Raw genomic sequence first — 16,459 nt, 5'->3', positions numbered from 1 at the left:
TCATGCACAAAATTCATCTTTCACTCCTCGCCTCGCTGCTGCTTTCTTCTGTCAGCACGGGGGTGGCTGCCAGGGACGTCACCGTCATGATTTCAGGCGGGTTTAAAGCCGCACTGGAAAAACTGGCCCCGCAATTTAAAGCGGAAACCGGTGACAATATTATTTTGATATCCGGCCCCTCTATGGGTAAGACGCCTCAGGCGATCCCAGCGCGTCTGGCCCGTGGAGAAAATGCTGATGTGGTGATTATGGTGGGTGATGCGCTGAGCAATCTGGAAAAGGATAACTGGCTTCTGCCGGGCTCGCGCGTGGAATTAGCCGACTCATCAATCGGTATGGTCGTCAAACAAGGTGACCCTGAACCGAATATTAAAACGGATGCCGATCTGCGCAATACCCTCTTGCAGGCCAAATCTATTGCATATTCTGACAGTGCCAGCGGCCGCTATATCAGCAGCCATCTGTTCAAAAAATTGGATATCGAAGACAAGGTGAAAACAAAAGCGCATATGGTACAGCGCATTCCGGTGGCATCTGAGGTCGCTAAAGGGAACTATGCGGTCGGTTTCCAGCAAGTCAGTGAACTGCTTCCTGTGCCGGGAGTGACCTTTATTGGTGAACTCCCTGAAGATGTGCAGTACGTTACCCGTTTTGCCGGTGCGGTGATCGCCAAATCTCATCACGGACAGGAAGGCAAAGCGTTACTGAAGTTCCTGTCTTCGACTGAGGCGCAAAATACCATTCGCGCTACCGGAATGAGATCCGTGACGGCTGAACTGCCGGTTAAACAGCATGATACTGTTCAGTGATGAGCTTCTCCAACTCTGCTGCAACGTAGGACTGCATACGTCCACTGCGTCTGATGAGGCCAACCGTGCGTTTCACCACCGGCTCTGTGAGGGGAAGGTGAGTCAGCATATGATGCTCTGAGGTCGGCATCGACATAGCGGGTACGGCAGCAATACCGACACCCGCTTCAACCATACCCAGCATGGTGGTCACATGTCGGGTTTCGCAGATACTGGGGCGCTCAGGAACGATGTGCCCCAGCATCTTATCGAGCAGGTTGCGGTTACCGGACGTCTTATCAAGCTCAATGTAATCCTGTTGATAAAACTCTCGCCAGGTCAGGTTTTTTTTACTGGCTATCGGATGATCACGCCTGCAGGCAGCGACGTAGACATCGCCTGTTAGCGGTATAAATTCGATATCAGGTTGCAGATCTTTTGCAAAACAGATGCCGAAATCGGCCTGACCACTGGCAACCGCTTCAATAACATTACCTGCACTGCTATCGATAATCTTAACGCGTACCCGTGGATAGCGAGCCTGGAAACGGCGGATAACATCTGGCATAAAATAGTAGGCTGCCGATGGCACCGTGGCGATAGTGACCAGCCCTACCCGATCCTGACTCACCTTATTGATGTCGGCTAATACTCCCTCAACATTCGCCAGTAGCTGATCTGAACGTTCCGCAAAGGTCTGTCCATAAAGTGTCAACGTCACACGCCGGGTGGTTCTGTTGAACAACTTGATTCCCAGCGCGGTTTCCAGCTTTTCTATCCTTCGGCTCAATGCTGACTGTGAAAGACAGATGGACTCTGCGGCAAGCCGAAAATTACTGTATTCAACCAGCGCTCGGAAGGCATAAAGATCGTTGAGATCAAAATTTACGGGCATAGCAGCAAACAATCCTTTTTAATTTCCCCGATGGCTGCATTTCCGCCCGCATCGCGAGGGTGTTCTCATTTGCAGCACGATTCAGGTTCTGCGGACTAATCGAATTCGTTGGGCATTGGCATAAATACAGGCTAACGGGGAAAAGTCACCGTCGAACATTAACCGACAAACTATAAACCCAGTTCCGACAGCCCCGGATGGTCATCCGGGCGACGGCCCAGAGGCCAGTGAAACTTGCGCTCACTTTCCTTGATAGGCATGTCATTGATACAGGCAAAACGACGCTGCATCAGGCCATCTGCTTCAAATTCCCAGTTTTCATTCCCGTAAGAGCGGAACCAGTTACCTGAATCATCACGCCATTCATAAGCGTAGCGGACAGCGATTCTGTTGCTGTCAAACGCCCACAACTCTTTTATGAGACGGTACTCAAGTTCTTTATTCCACTTACGGGTGAGGAAGGCTTTGGCTTCTTCACGATTATTTGCAAACTCGGTTCGGTTGCGCCATTGGGTATCCAGTGAGTACGCCAGCGAGACTTTTTCGGCATCGCGGCTGTTCCAGCCGTCCTCAGCAAGCCGAACTTTCTCAGTCGCCGATTCGCGAGTGAACGGCGGAAGTGGCGGACGAGTGTGTGTATCAGACATGGTATAGCCTCCCGTAAATTAGGATATCTCAGTAGAAACAGTTTTATGTCTTTCAGGTATTAAGATGAGACAGACTCCAGCAAGTGTTTCGCAACGTCCCCTGCACTGTCGGCCGCGCTGCTATCGCCCATTACATAAGACATGGTGATCGCGCCCTCAATCAGAATAAATATCTGCCTGGCCAGAACTTCAGGGCGCTCAATGTTTAATTGCCCGGTGAGTTCACGCGTGTAATCCAGTAATTTTTGTTTATGCAGCTTCGCTATCTGACGAACCGGATCGGTATGATCACCCACTTCTCCCGCGGTATTGATAAATGCACAGCCTCGAAAGCCTTCTGACTCAAACCAGCTTCTGAGCACGGTGAACATATTCAAAATGCGCGCTTGAGGGGTATCAGCTTTATCAGATTCCGTTCTGAACCAGCACATCCAGCGCTCATCACGTTCTTTCAACGCGGCGGCGGCCACATCATCCTTGGTCGCGAAATAGCGATAAATACTTTTCCTGGCTACGCCCGAGGTCTTCACCAGAAGGTCCATGCCCGTTGCATGAATACCGTTCCGATAAATCAATTGCTCGGCGGTGGTGAGGATTTTTTCTCGGGTATCTGTTGGCTTTCTGTTCATGAATTGAATGGTAGAACGATCGTTCTCCATGATCAACAGTTTTCTCAAAAAAGAAGGTTAAAGTAAGATGCGTTATGTTGGTCACATTCATCCTGCAGGGTATAACCATGATAACAGTAGAGAAATCAGATCCATTTTCTTCAGAATCCCTTCGCTTGATCGAATTGCTATCTGCAGAACTTGCCGCGATTACTGGTGATAACGGTAAAAGTAATTTCACCGCTGAAGCAATGAGTGATGACAAAGCGTTATGGGCATTAGCAAAGAATTCTCAAGGCAAAGCTATAGGATGCGGTGCGATACGGCCACTAACGCAAAAGATAGCCGAGCTTAAAAGAATGTTTTCAGACCGAAGTGTGTCAGGGGTTGGCGGTGCTTTACTCATCTTTCTGGAAAAATCTGCAAAAGAGATGGGATATATCGAGCTCAGGCTGGAAACCCGACGCATTAACTATCGGGCCGTCAATTTCTACGAGAAAAATGGTTATACCCGTATTGAGAATTACGGCCCATATATCGGTAGGACAGACGCTGTCTGTTTCTCAAAGGCATTGCGATGATTGAATCACTGGATCTGAGGTCTGCTTCTGGCACTAAATAGCGAATGCAGTAACGGAAAAGTGATCATCAAAAGTTAGTGAGCACGATCTTGCCCTGAATGCTCCCCAGTGCAGCACGCTGATGAGCAGCGGACGCCATGGCTAATGGGTAAGTGCTGTCAATAACAACCCGGATCGTTCCGTCGTCCAGAAGGCTGCCGGCAGTAGCTAATTGCGCACCATTTGAGCGTACCTGCGTGATTGAAACCGTAATGTTCTTTCTGAGCGCCTCCTCCTGTCCGGCAAACCCCAGAGGGTTGACGAGAAACAACGCGCCTCCCGGTTTGATACACGTCAGGAAGCGCTCCATATTTGTACCGCCAACGGCATCAATCACAAGATCGACATTTTTCACCGCGGTTTCGGCGGCAACTTTGGTGTAGTCAATAAACTCATCTGCCCCCAGCTCACGCATAAGCTCCTCATTTCGGGATGAAGCCACGGCGATTACTCGCGCACCTTTCCACCTGCTATCTGTACCGCAAAATGCCCAACGCCTCCACCGGCACCGTTTACCAGCACCGTCCGGCCTTCTAATGGGACAGGTGTATGCCTGAAGGACTGAAAAGGATTGGGGGCATCGTGACCCAGTTCGACAAGGAACTGCCAGGCAGTAAGTAACGACATCGGCGCACCCGCAGCCTGAACATGTCCGATACGTTGGGGTTTCATTGCCAGCTCTGAGGAAGGTACGCTCACGTAATCAGCATAGGCGCCGCTGCCCTGCATTACCCCCTGAGGAAAACGCACCATTGAGTAAACCTCGTTGCCGATGGTGAATTCCGAAACATCCTCACCGACGGCTGCAACTACGCCCGATATGTCTGTTCCCAGAATGAGCGGAAATGTCGGGTCAGGCCACCATTCAGGCGGGAGCGCCCGGTAACCGTCGCGCAAATACCAGTCCGGTGGATTAAGGCCGGCCGCATGTACTTTAACGAGTACTTCATTGCTTCCCACCACTGGACGGGTTGTCTCGCCATACTGCAGCTTCTCAGGCCCACCAAATGCATAAAGCTGTACTGCTTTCATCATGTCAGTCATCACAATCTCACTTAAAGGTAATCAGATGACCGATGATAAGCCTGAAATGTGACATTGATAATCAGGCTGAATTTCGCTTTAATTGTGCCATGAAGGAACAAATAGGTTTTGAAAGACTCACAGGTTTAATTGCATTCGCTCGTGCTGGCGCTCTCGGCAGCTACACTGCTGCTGCCCGTTCCCTGTCAGTCTCACCTTCAGCAATCAGTAAGAGCATCCAGCGGCTGGAGACGCAACTTGGCATTACCCTGTTTACCCGAACGACACGTTCGCTGGTTTTAACCGCAGAAGGCCGTGAGCTTCACGAGCGGGCTTTACGATTGCTTCAGGATGCAGACGAGATTGAGCAGATAGCGAAACGCTCGCGCGCGGAGCCCGCAGGGACACTGCGTATTGCGGCATCGTACCCGATCGGTCTGCATGTGATTGCTCCTGCACTTCCGCAATTCTGCGCGCTGTATCCAAAAGTGAAAATTGACTTGCGGTTGAGCGATCGCGTTATCAGTATCGTGGATGAGAGCATTGATATTGCCGTCCGGCTTGGCGATCTTGACGATTCAAATCTTCTGTCGCGCCGTCTCTCGCCGTACCGGCTGGGGTGTTACGCCTCGCCTGAATATCTTGCCAGTTGCTCTGCCCCTGAAAATCCTAATGACCTCATGAGCCATAAAACGGTAAACCTGCGTTATCAACAAACAGGGCAGCTTTTTCGCTGGCCTTTTCAGGTTGGGGAACGGGAGACAGAGATTTTGCCATCGTCAGATGTTGTTGTTGATGCCAGCGAAGCCGTACTGGCCTTAGTTGCTGCAGGAGGCGGAATAGGAATGGCGACGAGTTTTATGGCTGATTCATGGGTAAAGAATAAAAGACTGGTTCCGATCCTGACCGCTTTCGCTGTTGAGCGGCATAATATTACAGCACTCTGGCATGAAAGCCGACGGTCTAACCCGGCCGTTCGTGCATTACTGGATCATCTTATTGATCGCTGTTAGGCGGCCTTAGAGTATGGAATTTAGGTCCGCGCGATTAATACATTGCTTCAGTAAATTATTGGCTATCAGCAGCCTCCCCTGCCAATGATGAAGACACTGTACCAATGAAGCCAAAGACAACCTACTCTTCGGGTAAATCGATAATCACCAGTGTGCCAGAACTGCCCGTTTCCACCGTATGAGGAACGCCAGCTTTGGCTATATAAAGCTGACCTGACGTAACGGTGATTTTTTCACCCTTCACGCTCAGTTCCAGACGACCATCGATGACGAGTAATCCCTCGTCATACTCATGTACCTCCTCTGTTACTGAACGCTCATCCATACGGAGCACTTTGAGATTCGCTTCCCCGATACGGCCTAAGATTTGAGAATGCCAGGCTTTCGGTAATGCATCTGCTTGGGTTTTAAGATCATAAAGCGGCATAAGCTCATTCCTGTTGATGTTCGCTTAACGCTTTTATGCCATATAAGTTATATGTCGACATATAACAAATAGGAAAAATTACGTTGAAAAAAGGATATGTCGATTGCCGAATGCAGATACCTAGCCGACCACTTCGCATTGCTACTTCAGAAACTAGCACAATCATCACTACAGTCACCGCATATCTAACTATCAGCCAGCGTATTCTTATCCTATTACCCAATAAATCAGACTTTCCAAAACATCCACTATACCAATTGTCTTCATAGCTCTTTTAGGCATCCCAAAAGGTTTTTTTGATATGCCTGAATGCCTTCTGAAGGTGGGTTTTTAACGATGAGTTCTAAGAGAACCCTTAACGCATAATCTTTTTTACCTGCTGATGTCAGGCTGAGCGCAAAGTAAGGAATGACCTCTGTACGCTCAGGATAATCACGGATTAGCGATTCGAATAATGGTTCAGCCTCTTCAAAATATCTTAGGCATCTGTAAGTACAAGCGAGTCCAAATTTTGCTTCAAAGTAGTCTTCTTTGGATAAGTTCTCATTGAGGGATTTAATGTAGTAACCCAAGGCATCGCTTTCAAGACCTTGATTATCGTAAGACCATGCGATGTTAAGGTAAATAACTCCGTTACCCACTTCAGACCCGATAATGGACAAAAGATGCTGTCTACTCTCATCAAAGCGACTTTGCTTTCTAAGCTTTATGGCATGATTCAGTAATTGAAAACTTGTCATAAAAACATCCATTTAAGTGAAATTAATAATCAACATAAGACGCGTAGGTGCCCTTCAGAAACTATCTCAACGCCGCTTTACACCAAAGAAGATGTAAATCTACGTATAACCACTTCAAAATGCCCAGAATCGTGCTGATGAACTCTACATTGTTTTCATAATTATATAAGTAATATATCAAAGTAAATTTGGGTAATCATTATGAGATGAAACCGGCAAAAAGAAATGAAACAGGTATCATTCGAAGTTCTCCGACGTCCGCTCCAGCCACTTACCACTATTAAGACACAACCTCGCTCCGAGCCGACTTTTTCAGACTGATTCTGGCTACCCTTACCTTGCATAGAAAATTTTCGGACGCTCAAAACATGAAGCGAAGCGTAAAAACCGCCTTAATATTTCCGAGAAATATCGCTGTTTATAACCCTGGCATCGGTTTGGCAATGCTTCAAAAGCGCATCCCAGTCATCAGGGGGTTCGCCAGACTTCAGCATCCGTTCAAATACCGTATAGGCATCTGTTTTCGAACCATAAGCGCGAAGCGTGCCGAAATCATTTACCCAACCAATAATGATGGTTCTGTGGGGCACGCTGAAGCGGAAGAATAACCGAAATTGCTGCAGGAATTTGACGCGGTACCAGTGCCGGTAATCCTGGCCTAAGGTATTGCCCTGCCGAAAGTGGCTGTCCAGTGGATTGGCCGGGATCACCCGAGTAATGATTTGCTCAATCGCCGCCAGCAGCTTGGTTTCTTTCTTTTTGTGATAGCCCTGAGGATCCTTTTTTTTCAGCGCCAGGACCTTATTTTGAAGTTCAGCCAGCTGCGTCAGAAAACAGGAATGAAAATAGAATTTCCATCCATTAATCTCCAAATACTCCATGTCGCCTCCTGCTCCATGTTGCCTGCTACTCATCGTCAGTCAGCGGCCCGTCTAAATCGACCTCAACGCCAGCAGTCAGTTGCTGGATCCCTGCCCAAAATTCTGCTGGCACTGCATGGATATGATGCGGGTTGGTCATCATGTCGTTTTCGAGGAAAGCCAGAAACTGCGGGACCACCGGATCTTCCGCTTCTTCTTCTCGTCGGGACATAACGACTTTACCGCCGGGCAGCAGAGCGTATTCAATGAATTCTCCCGGCTTCAGTTGCAGCGCATCGCGAATCGCTGCGGGAATGGTGGTCTGGCTACGCTCAGTGAGTCGGGACTCCGCGCGCAAAGACACGTCTGCCATGTTTACATTCATTATTTTCTCCTCGACGCCTACCCACTATCGGGACGCGGATTATCAAACCGCCTGGCGTCTTCAAGCCTGTAGCGAGCGTAATGCATCTGCATTGTGCAATGCAAGTGCATTACTGGCTATTTTTTCAGGCCCTGGTTGTGCACGCGTTGATTACGGCTGGCCCTTGGGCAGCGCGGCAAAGAAGTCGGCATGGCTGGGTTGGCGGGTTTGCTGCAGGATTTCTTTCAGTGCCACCAGCGGATCGTCGTTCCAGTCGGCACGAATATCGGTGCTGGCGTATTCACGGTCATGCCAGACCTGGAGCGCAGCCGATTTCAGTCCACGGCGATCGCCACCCGCCGCGGCTCCGGCGCACATCGCCGCCAGCAACCGGTCGGCAAAGGGCAACGCTGACTGCTGCTGATAAACGCCTATCATCTCCTGCAGCGTGTCGGGCCCGGTCAGTAAATTTCCTCCGACCGCGCAGGCCGTCGATTCAAGGCTGTCGGCAAATTCGCCGCACTCGCCGCCCGTCCAGTGCGCGATGCCGCCAAGACAATCGACGATCATCAGCTGCCTGCGCGCGGCCTCGGGATCGTCATCCAGCAAGGTACGCATCACCTGCACAGCACCCTCGCCTGCTTTAAGCAGTGCCAAACCGCGCACGCCATACAGCGGATTGGTCATCGCCTGGGTGGCGATGGCGCCGGTTTGCGCGCGGCCATGGATCACCAACGCCCCGACGGCGGGCCCGGCGGTCGCGGTTGCCACGCCCAGCGCGCCGGTCTGTGGATCGCGTGCGACGATTGAAAAAGTCATCCCGATTCCTCGCGGTCAGATCTAATTTATATGTATAAATTATTGCAATATTGTTTATTTATACGCATAAATAAAAAACACAACAACGCTTATTCTTTCACCTGTTGCTGAAGAGGCCGTGATGCTGAGTGCGATAACCGGAAATTTGTTAAGCAGAAAATGGCTGCCCGCTTCAGCGCTTCTGGCTCTGCTGTGGCTGCCCGCGTTGCAGGCGAAAACCCCTGCCGATGCGCTGTTAATCGGCCAGGTAGCGGAACCGCAGTCGCTGGACCCGCAGGTGGCGACGGCGGCGAATGACTCCCGCATTCTGGTCAATATTTATGACGGGCTGGTGCGCAATGGCGAAGGCAAGCTGGATATCGAACCGGCGCTGGCCACCAGCTGGGAGATCGCCCCGGACGGCCTGACCTATCGCTTCCATTTACGTCAAAACGTCCGTTTTCAGGACGGCACGCCGTTCAACGCCGAAGCCGCCAAATTCACCTTCCAGCGCATGCTCGATGATAAAAATCCGTGGCACAACACCGGCCCCTTCCCGCTGTCGTTCTTTTTCTCCTCGATAAAATCGATAGAAACGCCCGATCAGCAGACGCTGGTATTTCACCTCAGCGAGCCTTTCGCGCCACTGCTGTCGAATCTGGCGACGCCGACCGGGTTGATCGTCTCGCCCACGGCGGTAAAAAAGTACGGCAAAGAGTTTGGACGCCATCCGGTCGGCACCGGCGCGTTCACCTTCAGCGAATGGCAGCCAAACCAGCGCGTGGTGATCAAAGCAAATGCCGGTTACTGGGATGGCAAACCGGCGGTAAACAACGTGGTGTTCCGCCCGATCACCGACGGCAATACGCGGGTGGCGGAAATGCTCTCCGGCGGCATCGATGCGATGGTCGAAGTGCCGCCCGACACGGTGAAATTGTTTAAGGAGAAAAGCAATCGCTTCCGTCTGTATGAAACCACCGGCCCGCACGTCTGGTACGTGATGCTCAACACCCAGGTTCCGCCGTTTAACGATCGCCGCGTGCGTCAGGCGGTTAACTACGCCATCAATAAACAGTCGCTGGTCGATAACATCCTGCAAGGCTCTGCCAGCGTGGCGGATGGCCCGATACCTTCCGCATTCGGTTGGGCAGCCAACAAGGCGGTACAGCCCTGGCCGTACGATCCGCAGAAAGCACGTCAGCTGCTGAAGGACGCCGGAGCCGAAGGCGCCACCCTGACCTTTTATGTCACCGAAGGCGGTTCGGGCATGCTGGATCCGCTGCCGATGGCCACCGCCATTCAGGCCGATCTAAAAGCCGTCGGGCTGAAGGTCAATATTCAGAGCTATGAGTGGAACACCTATCTGGCCAAGGTCAATGCCGGGCTGGATAACCACACCCATATGGCCGAAATGGCGTGGATGACCAACGATCCCGACACCCTGCCGTTCCTGACTTTGCGCACCGATGCCTGGCCGAAGAAAGGCGGATTTAACTCCGGCTATTACAGCAACCCTCAGGTCGATCGGCTGCTGCAAAAGGCGCGACTGACCACCGACACGGCGACCAGGGCCACCCTCTACCGGCAGGTTCAGCAAATTGTGCATGACGATGCGCCGTGGATTTTCGTCGCCAACTGGAAGCAGAACGCCGTGACCTCCACGCGCATCGCGCACTTTGCCCTGCAACCCAACTTTAACCTGTTACTCAACCGGGTGACCAAACACTGATTTCAGAGCGGAGCGTGGTTATGTGGAGCTACCTGTTAAAAAGGCTGTTATCAACCGTGCCGGTGTTTATCGGCCTGTCGCTGATTGTGTTTGTGATTATGGCGATGATCCCCGGCAACCCGGCGCAGGCGTTACTGGGCGCCTGGGCTACCCCGGAAAACGTCGCGCGCATCAATCAGGAGCTGGGGCTGAACAAGCCGCTGTGGCAGCAGTATCTGATTTGGGTCGGCAATATGCTGCACGGTGACTTCGGCCGATCCTATGTGCTGAACCGCCCGGTGATTGATGAAGTGATGCAGCGCCTCGGCAACACGCTGATCCTCGGCGGAAGCGCGCTGTTAATCAGCACGGTGTTGGGCTTGCTGGCGGGGATTGTCTCAGCGGTAAGGCAGTTTGGCTGGGGTGACCGGCTGATTACCCTGCTGGTGCTGATTGGCATTTCGCTGCCGTCATTCTGGATTGGCCTGGTGATGATTATGCTGTTTGCGGTCCAGCTGCAATGGTTCCCGGCCTCGGGTATGTATGCCATTTGGGGCGGTGGCGGCTGGCTGGATCTGTTGCAGCACCTGGCGATGCCCGCCGTGACGCTGGCGATTGTCGCCACCGGCGTGATTGCCCGCCTGACCCGCACCGCGATGCTGGAAGTGCTGCGTCAGGACTTTATCCGTACCGCACGCGCCAAAGGATTGTCCGAGCGCAAGGTGATCTATGGCCACGCTTTCCGTATGGCGCTGGTGTCGGTGATCCCGGTGATCGGCATTCAGGCCGGTTTTGTGCTGGGCGGCGCGGTGTATATCGAAACCGTCTTCCAGTGGCCGGGCCTCGGCGCCATGCTGGTCAATGCCGTTTCCACCCGCGATCTGCTGCTGGTTCAGGGCGGCGTGCTGGTCGCGGCCTGCGCCTATGTGTTGATCAACCTGTGTGCCGATATCCTGCAGGCGCTTCTCGACCCGAGGTTAAAATCATGAGCGAGACACTCTCACCGACGCGTCAGCGCCGTTCAGCCTGGTCGCTGCTGCTGGCTAACCGGCTGGCAACTCTCGGGCTGATTATTCTGACCCTTTCCGCGCTGGCCGCACTCTGTGCCCCGCTGCTGCCGCTGGCCGATCCCGATGCCACCGATTTACTGAAGCGCCTGCTGCCGCCGTTGTCACCCGGCCACCTGTTAGGCACCGATCCGCTGGGCCGGGATGTGCTGTCCAGGCTGGTGTGGGGCACCCGGGTTTCGCTGGCGGTCGGCATCAGCGCCACCCTGCTGGCGGCCTTTTTCGGCACGCTGATTGGGCTGATTGCCGGCTACGCTGGCGGCAAGGCCGACAGCCTGCTGATGCGCTTTATCGATATGCTGATGGCGTTTCCCTACATCCTGTTAGCGCTGGTGATTGTGGCGGTGCTCGGCCCGGGTCTGCTTAACGCGCTGTACGCTATCGCCGTGGTCAACATTCCGTTCTTTGCCCGTAATATCCGTGGCCTGACCGTCGGCCTGCGCCAGCGTGATTTTGTGCAGGCGGCGCGGCTGTCCGGCAAAAACCATACGCAGATCCTGTTCACCGAGGTGCTGCCCAACGTGTTGCCGGTGATTGTCATCACCCTGTCCACCACCGTCGGCTGGATGATCCTTGAAACCGCCGGCCTGTCGTTCCTCGGGCTGGGCACGCAACCGCCGGCGGCGGATTTAGGCTCGATGCTCGGCCAGGGCCGCGCGCAGATGTTTAGCGCGCCGCACGTTTCGGTGGTGCCAGGGGTGATGATTTTTCTGCTGGTGATGAGCTTTAACCTGCTGGGCGATGGCATCCGCGATGTTCTGGATCCGCGTCTGAAGTCCGGCGTCTTGCTCAGAGCCAGAGCGGTGACCCGCGTTACCCGACCGGCCATCCCGGCCGCCACCCAGGGCGAGGCGGCGTTACTGGAAGTGGTCGACCTGGCGGTGAGCTTCCGTTCCGGCAGCCAGTTCCAGCCCGCCGTTCGCGGCATCAGCTTTCACGTTAAGCGCGGCGAATGCCTTGGCCTGATTGGCGAAAGTGGCTCCGGCAAAAGCGTGACCGCGCTGTCGGTGATGGGCCTGGTGGCTTCCCCGCCGGGCGAAATTACCGGCGGCGCGATTTATGTCGCGGGTGAAGAGATGCTGTCACTGCCGCAAAAAACGTTGCAGCAGCGTCGTGGCGCGCGGGTGGCCTATATCTTCCAGGATCCGCTGACCACGCTGCATCCGCAGATGAGCATTGGCAGCCAGCTGATTGAAGCGATTCAGGCCCACCAGCCGTTAACCTCCGCCGCTGCGAAGGCCAAAGCGCTGGAGTTGCTGACCAGCGTCGGCATCCAGGACGCGGCTCCGCGTTTTCATGCCTATCCGCATCAGCTTTCCGGCGGACAGCGTCAGCGGGTGGGGATTGCGATGGCGCTGGCTAACGATCCGGACATTATTATCGCCGATGAGCCCACCACCGCGCTGGACGTCACCGTACAGGCCCGCATTCTGGAGCTGCTGCAACGTTTACGCCGTGAACGGGGCCTGACGCTGCTGTTTATCACCCACGACTTTGGCGTTATTGCGCAGATTTGCGATCGGGTCGCGGTGATGCGTTTTGGTGAAATCGTCGAAACCGGCGATACGCAGCAGGTGCTGGATCATCCGCAGCACGACTACACCCGCCGGCTGATTGCCAGCGTGCCGAAACTGGGCCAGGGACGTCAATTTTTGCAGCAGGTCGCCGGGTTATATCCCGCCACCGTGAAGGAGGGATGATGAGCAACGTGATAGAAGTGAAAAATCTGGTGAAAACCTTTGGCCGTAAAGGCCGTTGGTTCGCGGCCGGTGACCACCAGGTGCACGCTGTTAAAGGGGTGTCGCTGCACCTTGCCGCCGGGGAGACGCTGGCGGTGGTGGGTGAAAGCGGCTCGGGCAAAAGTACCCTGGCCAGAATGCTGGTCGGCCTGGAAACCCCGACCTCCGGCAGCATCGAATTGATGGGCCAGCCGCGCCCGCAGCAGGCGAAAGCGTCGGGCCGCACCATTCAGTATGTGTTTCAGGATCCGGTGGCGTCGCTAAACCCGCGCAAAACCATTGCCGATATCCTGGCGATCCCGCTCAGCCATCTCTGCGGATATTCTGCCGCACCGCGCAAAACCCGCATGCTGGAACTGATGGAAGCGGTACAGATGCCCGCCGATGCCCTGCTCGGCTATCCGCATGAATTTTCGGGCGGCCAGGCACAGCGTCTGGCCATCGCCCGCGCGCTGGCGGCGGAAGCACGGATTCTGGTGCTCGACGAACCGGTCAGCGCGCTGGACGTCTCGGTGCAGGCGCAGGTGTTGCTGCTGCTGGACCAGTTAAAAACGCAGTTTGGCCTCTCCTACCTGTTTATCAGCCACGACCTGGCGGTGGTGGAATCCATCGCCGATCGGGTGGCGGTGATGTATCGCGGAGATTTGGTAGAATGCGCACCGAACGAGGTGCTGTTTGCCTCTCCTCAGCACAGTTATACCCAGACGCTGCTGGCCAGCGCGCCCCGGCTATAAAGGACAGAATGCGATGAATGCCGAAAAAATCCCGCAGGCGGACCCCGTCCGTCGCAAGCGGACCGATGAAATCGTCGACGCGATCAAAGAGAGCATCGTGCGCGATAACCTGCTGCCCGGCGATCGCCTGCCGCAGGAAAAGGATCTCGCCAGCCGTTTTGCTGCCGGGAAAAGTACCGTGCGCGAAGCGTTAAAATCGCTGGAAGTTCAGGGGCTGATCCGCACCAAAACCGGCCCAGGCGGCGGTGCGTTTATTGAATCCATGAGCGACAACCGCGCGATGAGCCTGCTGTCGAACTACCTGTTCACCCGCGAGCTTTCCATCGCCAATATCTATGCCCTGCGCAAAGCCCTTGAGCCACTGGTGGCGGTCAGCGCCATCGACAATATTGATGCCGCCGGATTTGAGCAGCTGCATACGCTGATAAAAATCTACGATCATGAACCCGCTGACGAGCAGGAGCGCTGGAACCAGCGCATGGCCGAGCTGGATTTTCATGGCGTGGTGGCCAGTTATTCCGACAACGTGCTGCTGGCGTTTCTCTGTCACTTTTTGCAGCGGTTGCTGAAAGATCTGGCGGTGTGCAAAGACATTTATCAGCGCCCTGAGCCGGTCAACCGGCACGCGGGCATTGAGTATCAGTATCGCCTGATTGAGGCCTTGCGCCGCAAGGATGCCGGTGAAGTCGACCGGATCATGACCGAGCATATGCAGCATGCGGAGAACGCCATGCTGACGCTGGAAGCGACGCTGGAAGAGCGGTTTTTGAGTGAAAAGCCTGCTGCCGATCGCGAATAATCTTAAGTTGCTCAGCAGATTAGCTTCTCCCGAGGCGGCCTGCGCTAATTTCAGCTACCATGCTGTGAAGTTAACGTGAAACACCGACCAGGGAGATACCATGACTCAGCCTTCTGCCCCCAAGGGGTTGTCCGTCGCCGAGGCGCTGGACAAACTTGATGCCCTGTATGAAGAGGCCGTAACCGCCCTGCGTACCGCCATCAACACCTATATCAGCAGCGGAAAATTGCCGGAAGAGTCGGCTCGCGCGAATGGACTGTTTGTCTATCCTGAACTGCGCGTCAGCTGGGCCGGCGATGAATCCGGTCACCGGCTGACCCGTGCCTTTGGCCGCTTCACCCGTCCGGGAAGCTATGCCACCACCGTGACCCGCCCGGCGCTGGCCCGTCACTACCTTTCGGAACAGCTGGAAATGCTTACCGGGGAATATCCGGTCACGCTGGAAGTGAAACCGTCAAAGCAAGAAATCCCCTTCCCGTACGTGATTGACGGTTCGAACCTCGGCCTCGATCGCACCATGAGCGCCGGGCTGGCCAAGCATTTCCCGACGACCGAGCTGGCGCAGATTGGCGATGAAAATGCCGATGGCCTGTATCAGCCGGGTGAAGAGTTCCCGCTGTCGCATTTCGATGCGCTGCGCACCGACTTCTCACTGGCCAGGCTGCGTCACTATACCGGCACGCCGGTTGAGCATTTCCAGTCCTACGTGCTGTTCACCAACTACACCCGCTATGTCGACGAGTTTGTGCGTTGGGGCTGTGAGCAGATCGCCGATCCGGCGTCGCCATATGAAGCCCTGTCCTGCGCCGGCAGCATTTTCGTCACCGCCGAGACGCCAAACCCGCAGGAAGCGATTTCCGGCCTGGCCTGGAAAAACCACCAGATGCCTGCCTGGCATCTGATTGCTAAAAATGGTCAGGGCATTACGCTGATCAATATCGGCGTGGGCCCGTCGAATGCCAAAACCATTTGCGATCATCTGGCGGTGCTGCGTCCGCACACCTGGCTGATGATTGGTCACTGTGGCGGCCTGCGCGAAAGCCAGAGCATCGGCGATTACGTGCTGGCGCATGCTTACCTGCGTGATGACCATGTGCTGGACGCGGTGCTGCCGCCGGATATCCCGGTGCCGAGCATTGCCGAAGTGCAGCGCGCGCTGTATGACGCCACCAAGCATGTCAGCGGCATGCCGGGCGACCTGGTGAAACAGCGTCTGCGTACCGGCACCGTGGTCACTACCGACGACCGTAACTGGGAGCTGCGCTATTCCGCCTCGGCACTGCGCTTTAACCTCAGCCGCGCGGTTGCGGTGGATATGGAAAGCGCCACCATCGCCGCGCAGGGTTATCGCTTCCGCGTCCCTTACGGCACGCTGCTTTGCGTTTCCGATAAGCCGTTGCACGGCGAAATCAAGCTGCCGGGCCAGGCCAACCGCTTCTATGAAGGGGCGATTTCCGAGCACCTGCAAATTGGTATCTGTGCCATTGATTTACTGCGGGCGGAAGGCGACAAGCTGCACTCGCGTAAGTTACGCACCTTCAACGAGCCGCCGTTCCGCTAGGTTATACCAGGCGGAAAGAAAATAGCCGCGGCAGACATGCCGCGGCGAAAAGATGACTTCCTGCTAAA

At 54.5% G+C, this 16,459-nt stretch carries 17 protein-coding genes and 1 pseudogene; 9 read left to right on the top strand and 9 right to left on the bottom strand.

Going from position 1 to position 16,459, the window contains the following annotated elements; all coding sequences use genetic code 11:
• Positions 1-2 precede the first annotated feature (2 nt).
• Positions 3-809 carry a substrate-binding domain-containing protein gene (locus ACXKZG_RS08100; protein ID WP_488875972.1) on the top strand — a complete coding sequence of 269 codons (807 nt, stop codon included), beginning with the start codon at positions 3-5 and terminating at the stop codon, positions 807-809.
• Here ACXKZG_RS08100 and psrA read toward each other — a convergent pair.
• From psrA to ACXKZG_RS08085, 3 genes are all read right to left on the bottom strand, one after another.
• A complete protein-coding gene (psrA, locus tag ACXKZG_RS08095) occupies positions 784-1,683 on the bottom strand; it encodes an L-proline-binding transcription factor PsrA (protein ID WP_134824513.1) in 900 nt (299 codons plus the stop codon). The two genes, ACXKZG_RS08100 and psrA, sit on opposite strands and share 26 nt — an antisense overlap.
• Positions 1,684-1,853: 170 nt before the next feature.
• The gene (locus ACXKZG_RS08090) at positions 1,854-2,330 is read right to left on the bottom strand and encodes a nuclear transport factor 2 family protein (RefSeq protein ID WP_346594165.1); all 477 of its coding nucleotides are present in this window, start codon (positions 2,328-2,330) and stop codon (positions 1,854-1,856) included.
• A gap of 59 nt (positions 2,331-2,389) precedes the next feature.
• Positions 2,390-2,959 (bottom strand): TetR/AcrR family transcriptional regulator, encoded by a 570-nt coding sequence (locus tag ACXKZG_RS08085; protein WP_346595206.1) that lies wholly within the window; start codon positions 2,957-2,959, stop codon positions 2,390-2,392.
• A gap of 107 nt (positions 2,960-3,066) precedes the next feature.
• Between ACXKZG_RS08085 and ACXKZG_RS08080 the strand changes: the two genes are divergently transcribed.
• Positions 3,067-3,519 (top strand): GNAT family N-acetyltransferase, encoded by a 453-nt coding sequence (locus tag ACXKZG_RS08080; RefSeq protein ID WP_488875971.1) that lies wholly within the window; start codon positions 3,067-3,069, stop codon positions 3,517-3,519.
• A 67-nt stretch (positions 3,520-3,586) separates the two neighbouring features.
• Here the strand turns inward: ACXKZG_RS08080 and ACXKZG_RS08075 are convergent.
• Positions 3,587-4,602: pseudogene (locus ACXKZG_RS08075) on the bottom strand (NADP-dependent oxidoreductase).
• Positions 4,603-4,691: 89 nt separating this feature from the next.
• Here ACXKZG_RS08075 and ACXKZG_RS08070 point away from each other — a divergent pair.
• Entirely contained in the window at positions 4,692-5,594 is a 903-nt protein-coding gene (locus ACXKZG_RS08070; RefSeq protein ID WP_488876236.1) for a LysR family transcriptional regulator, read from the top strand.
• A 121-nt stretch (positions 5,595-5,715) separates the two neighbouring features.
• Here the strand turns inward: ACXKZG_RS08070 and ACXKZG_RS08065 are convergent, their stop codons facing one another.
• The 5 genes from ACXKZG_RS08065 to ACXKZG_RS08045 form a co-directional block, all read right to left on the bottom strand.
• Entirely contained in the window at positions 5,716-6,021 is a 306-nt protein-coding gene (locus tag ACXKZG_RS08065; RefSeq protein ID WP_346566657.1) for a cupin domain-containing protein, read from the bottom strand.
• Positions 6,022-6,284: 263 nt separating this feature from the next.
• Positions 6,285-6,761, bottom strand: a complete 477-nt coding sequence (locus ACXKZG_RS08060; protein ID WP_346566656.1) for a tetratricopeptide repeat protein — start codon at positions 6,759-6,761, stop codon at positions 6,285-6,287.
• A gap of 392 nt (positions 6,762-7,153) precedes the next feature.
• A complete protein-coding gene (locus ACXKZG_RS08055) occupies positions 7,154-7,642 on the bottom strand; it encodes a type II toxin-antitoxin system YhaV family toxin (RefSeq protein WP_346566655.1) in 489 nt (162 codons plus the stop codon).
• Between the two features lie 25 nt (positions 7,643-7,667).
• A complete protein-coding gene (locus ACXKZG_RS08050; protein WP_346566654.1) occupies positions 7,668-8,006 on the bottom strand; it encodes a type II toxin-antitoxin system PrlF family antitoxin in 339 nt (112 codons plus the stop codon).
• 150 nt (positions 8,007-8,156) lie between these two features.
• The gene (locus ACXKZG_RS08045; protein WP_488875970.1) at positions 8,157-8,804 is read right to left on the bottom strand and encodes a DUF1028 domain-containing protein; all 648 of its coding nucleotides are present in this window, start codon (positions 8,802-8,804) and stop codon (positions 8,157-8,159) included.
• Positions 8,805-8,925: 121 nt separating this feature from the next.
• Here ACXKZG_RS08045 and ACXKZG_RS08040 point away from each other — a divergent pair, with 121 nt between their 5' ends.
• The 6 genes from ACXKZG_RS08040 (at position 8,926) to ACXKZG_RS08015 (ending at position 16,391) form a co-directional block, all read left to right on the top strand.
• Entirely contained in the window at positions 8,926-10,512 is a 1,587-nt protein-coding gene (locus tag ACXKZG_RS08040; protein ID WP_488875969.1) for an ABC transporter substrate-binding protein, read from the top strand.
• Positions 10,513-10,532: 20 nt separating this feature from the next.
• On the top strand, positions 10,533-11,480 hold the full coding sequence (locus tag ACXKZG_RS08035) for an ABC transporter permease (RefSeq protein WP_013202877.1): 948 nt from the start codon (positions 10,533-10,535) through the stop codon (positions 11,478-11,480).
• Positions 11,477-13,258 (top strand): dipeptide/oligopeptide/nickel ABC transporter permease/ATP-binding protein, encoded by a 1,782-nt coding sequence (locus tag ACXKZG_RS08030; RefSeq protein ID WP_455864871.1) that lies wholly within the window; start codon positions 11,477-11,479, stop codon positions 13,256-13,258. Before ACXKZG_RS08035 ends, ACXKZG_RS08030 begins: the two co-directional genes overlap by 4 nt.
• Positions 13,258-14,031, top strand: a complete 774-nt coding sequence (locus ACXKZG_RS08025; protein ID WP_488875968.1) for an ATP-binding cassette domain-containing protein — start codon at positions 13,258-13,260, stop codon at positions 14,029-14,031. The genes ACXKZG_RS08030 and ACXKZG_RS08025 overlap by 1 nt, the downstream gene beginning before the upstream one ends.
• A 13-nt stretch (positions 14,032-14,044) precedes the next feature.
• Entirely contained in the window at positions 14,045-14,830 is a 786-nt protein-coding gene (locus ACXKZG_RS08020) for a FadR/GntR family transcriptional regulator (protein WP_488875967.1), read from the top strand.
• Between the two features lie 100 nt (positions 14,831-14,930).
• On the top strand, positions 14,931-16,391 hold the full coding sequence (locus ACXKZG_RS08015) for an AMP nucleosidase (RefSeq protein ID WP_013202881.1): 1,461 nt from the start codon (positions 14,931-14,933) through the stop codon (positions 16,389-16,391).
• The last annotated feature ends 68 nt before the right edge of the window (positions 16,392-16,459 follow it).

Source organism: Erwinia sp. 2186 (assembly GCF_057812255.1).
This window is presented reverse-complemented; position numbering and strand designations above follow the sequence as displayed.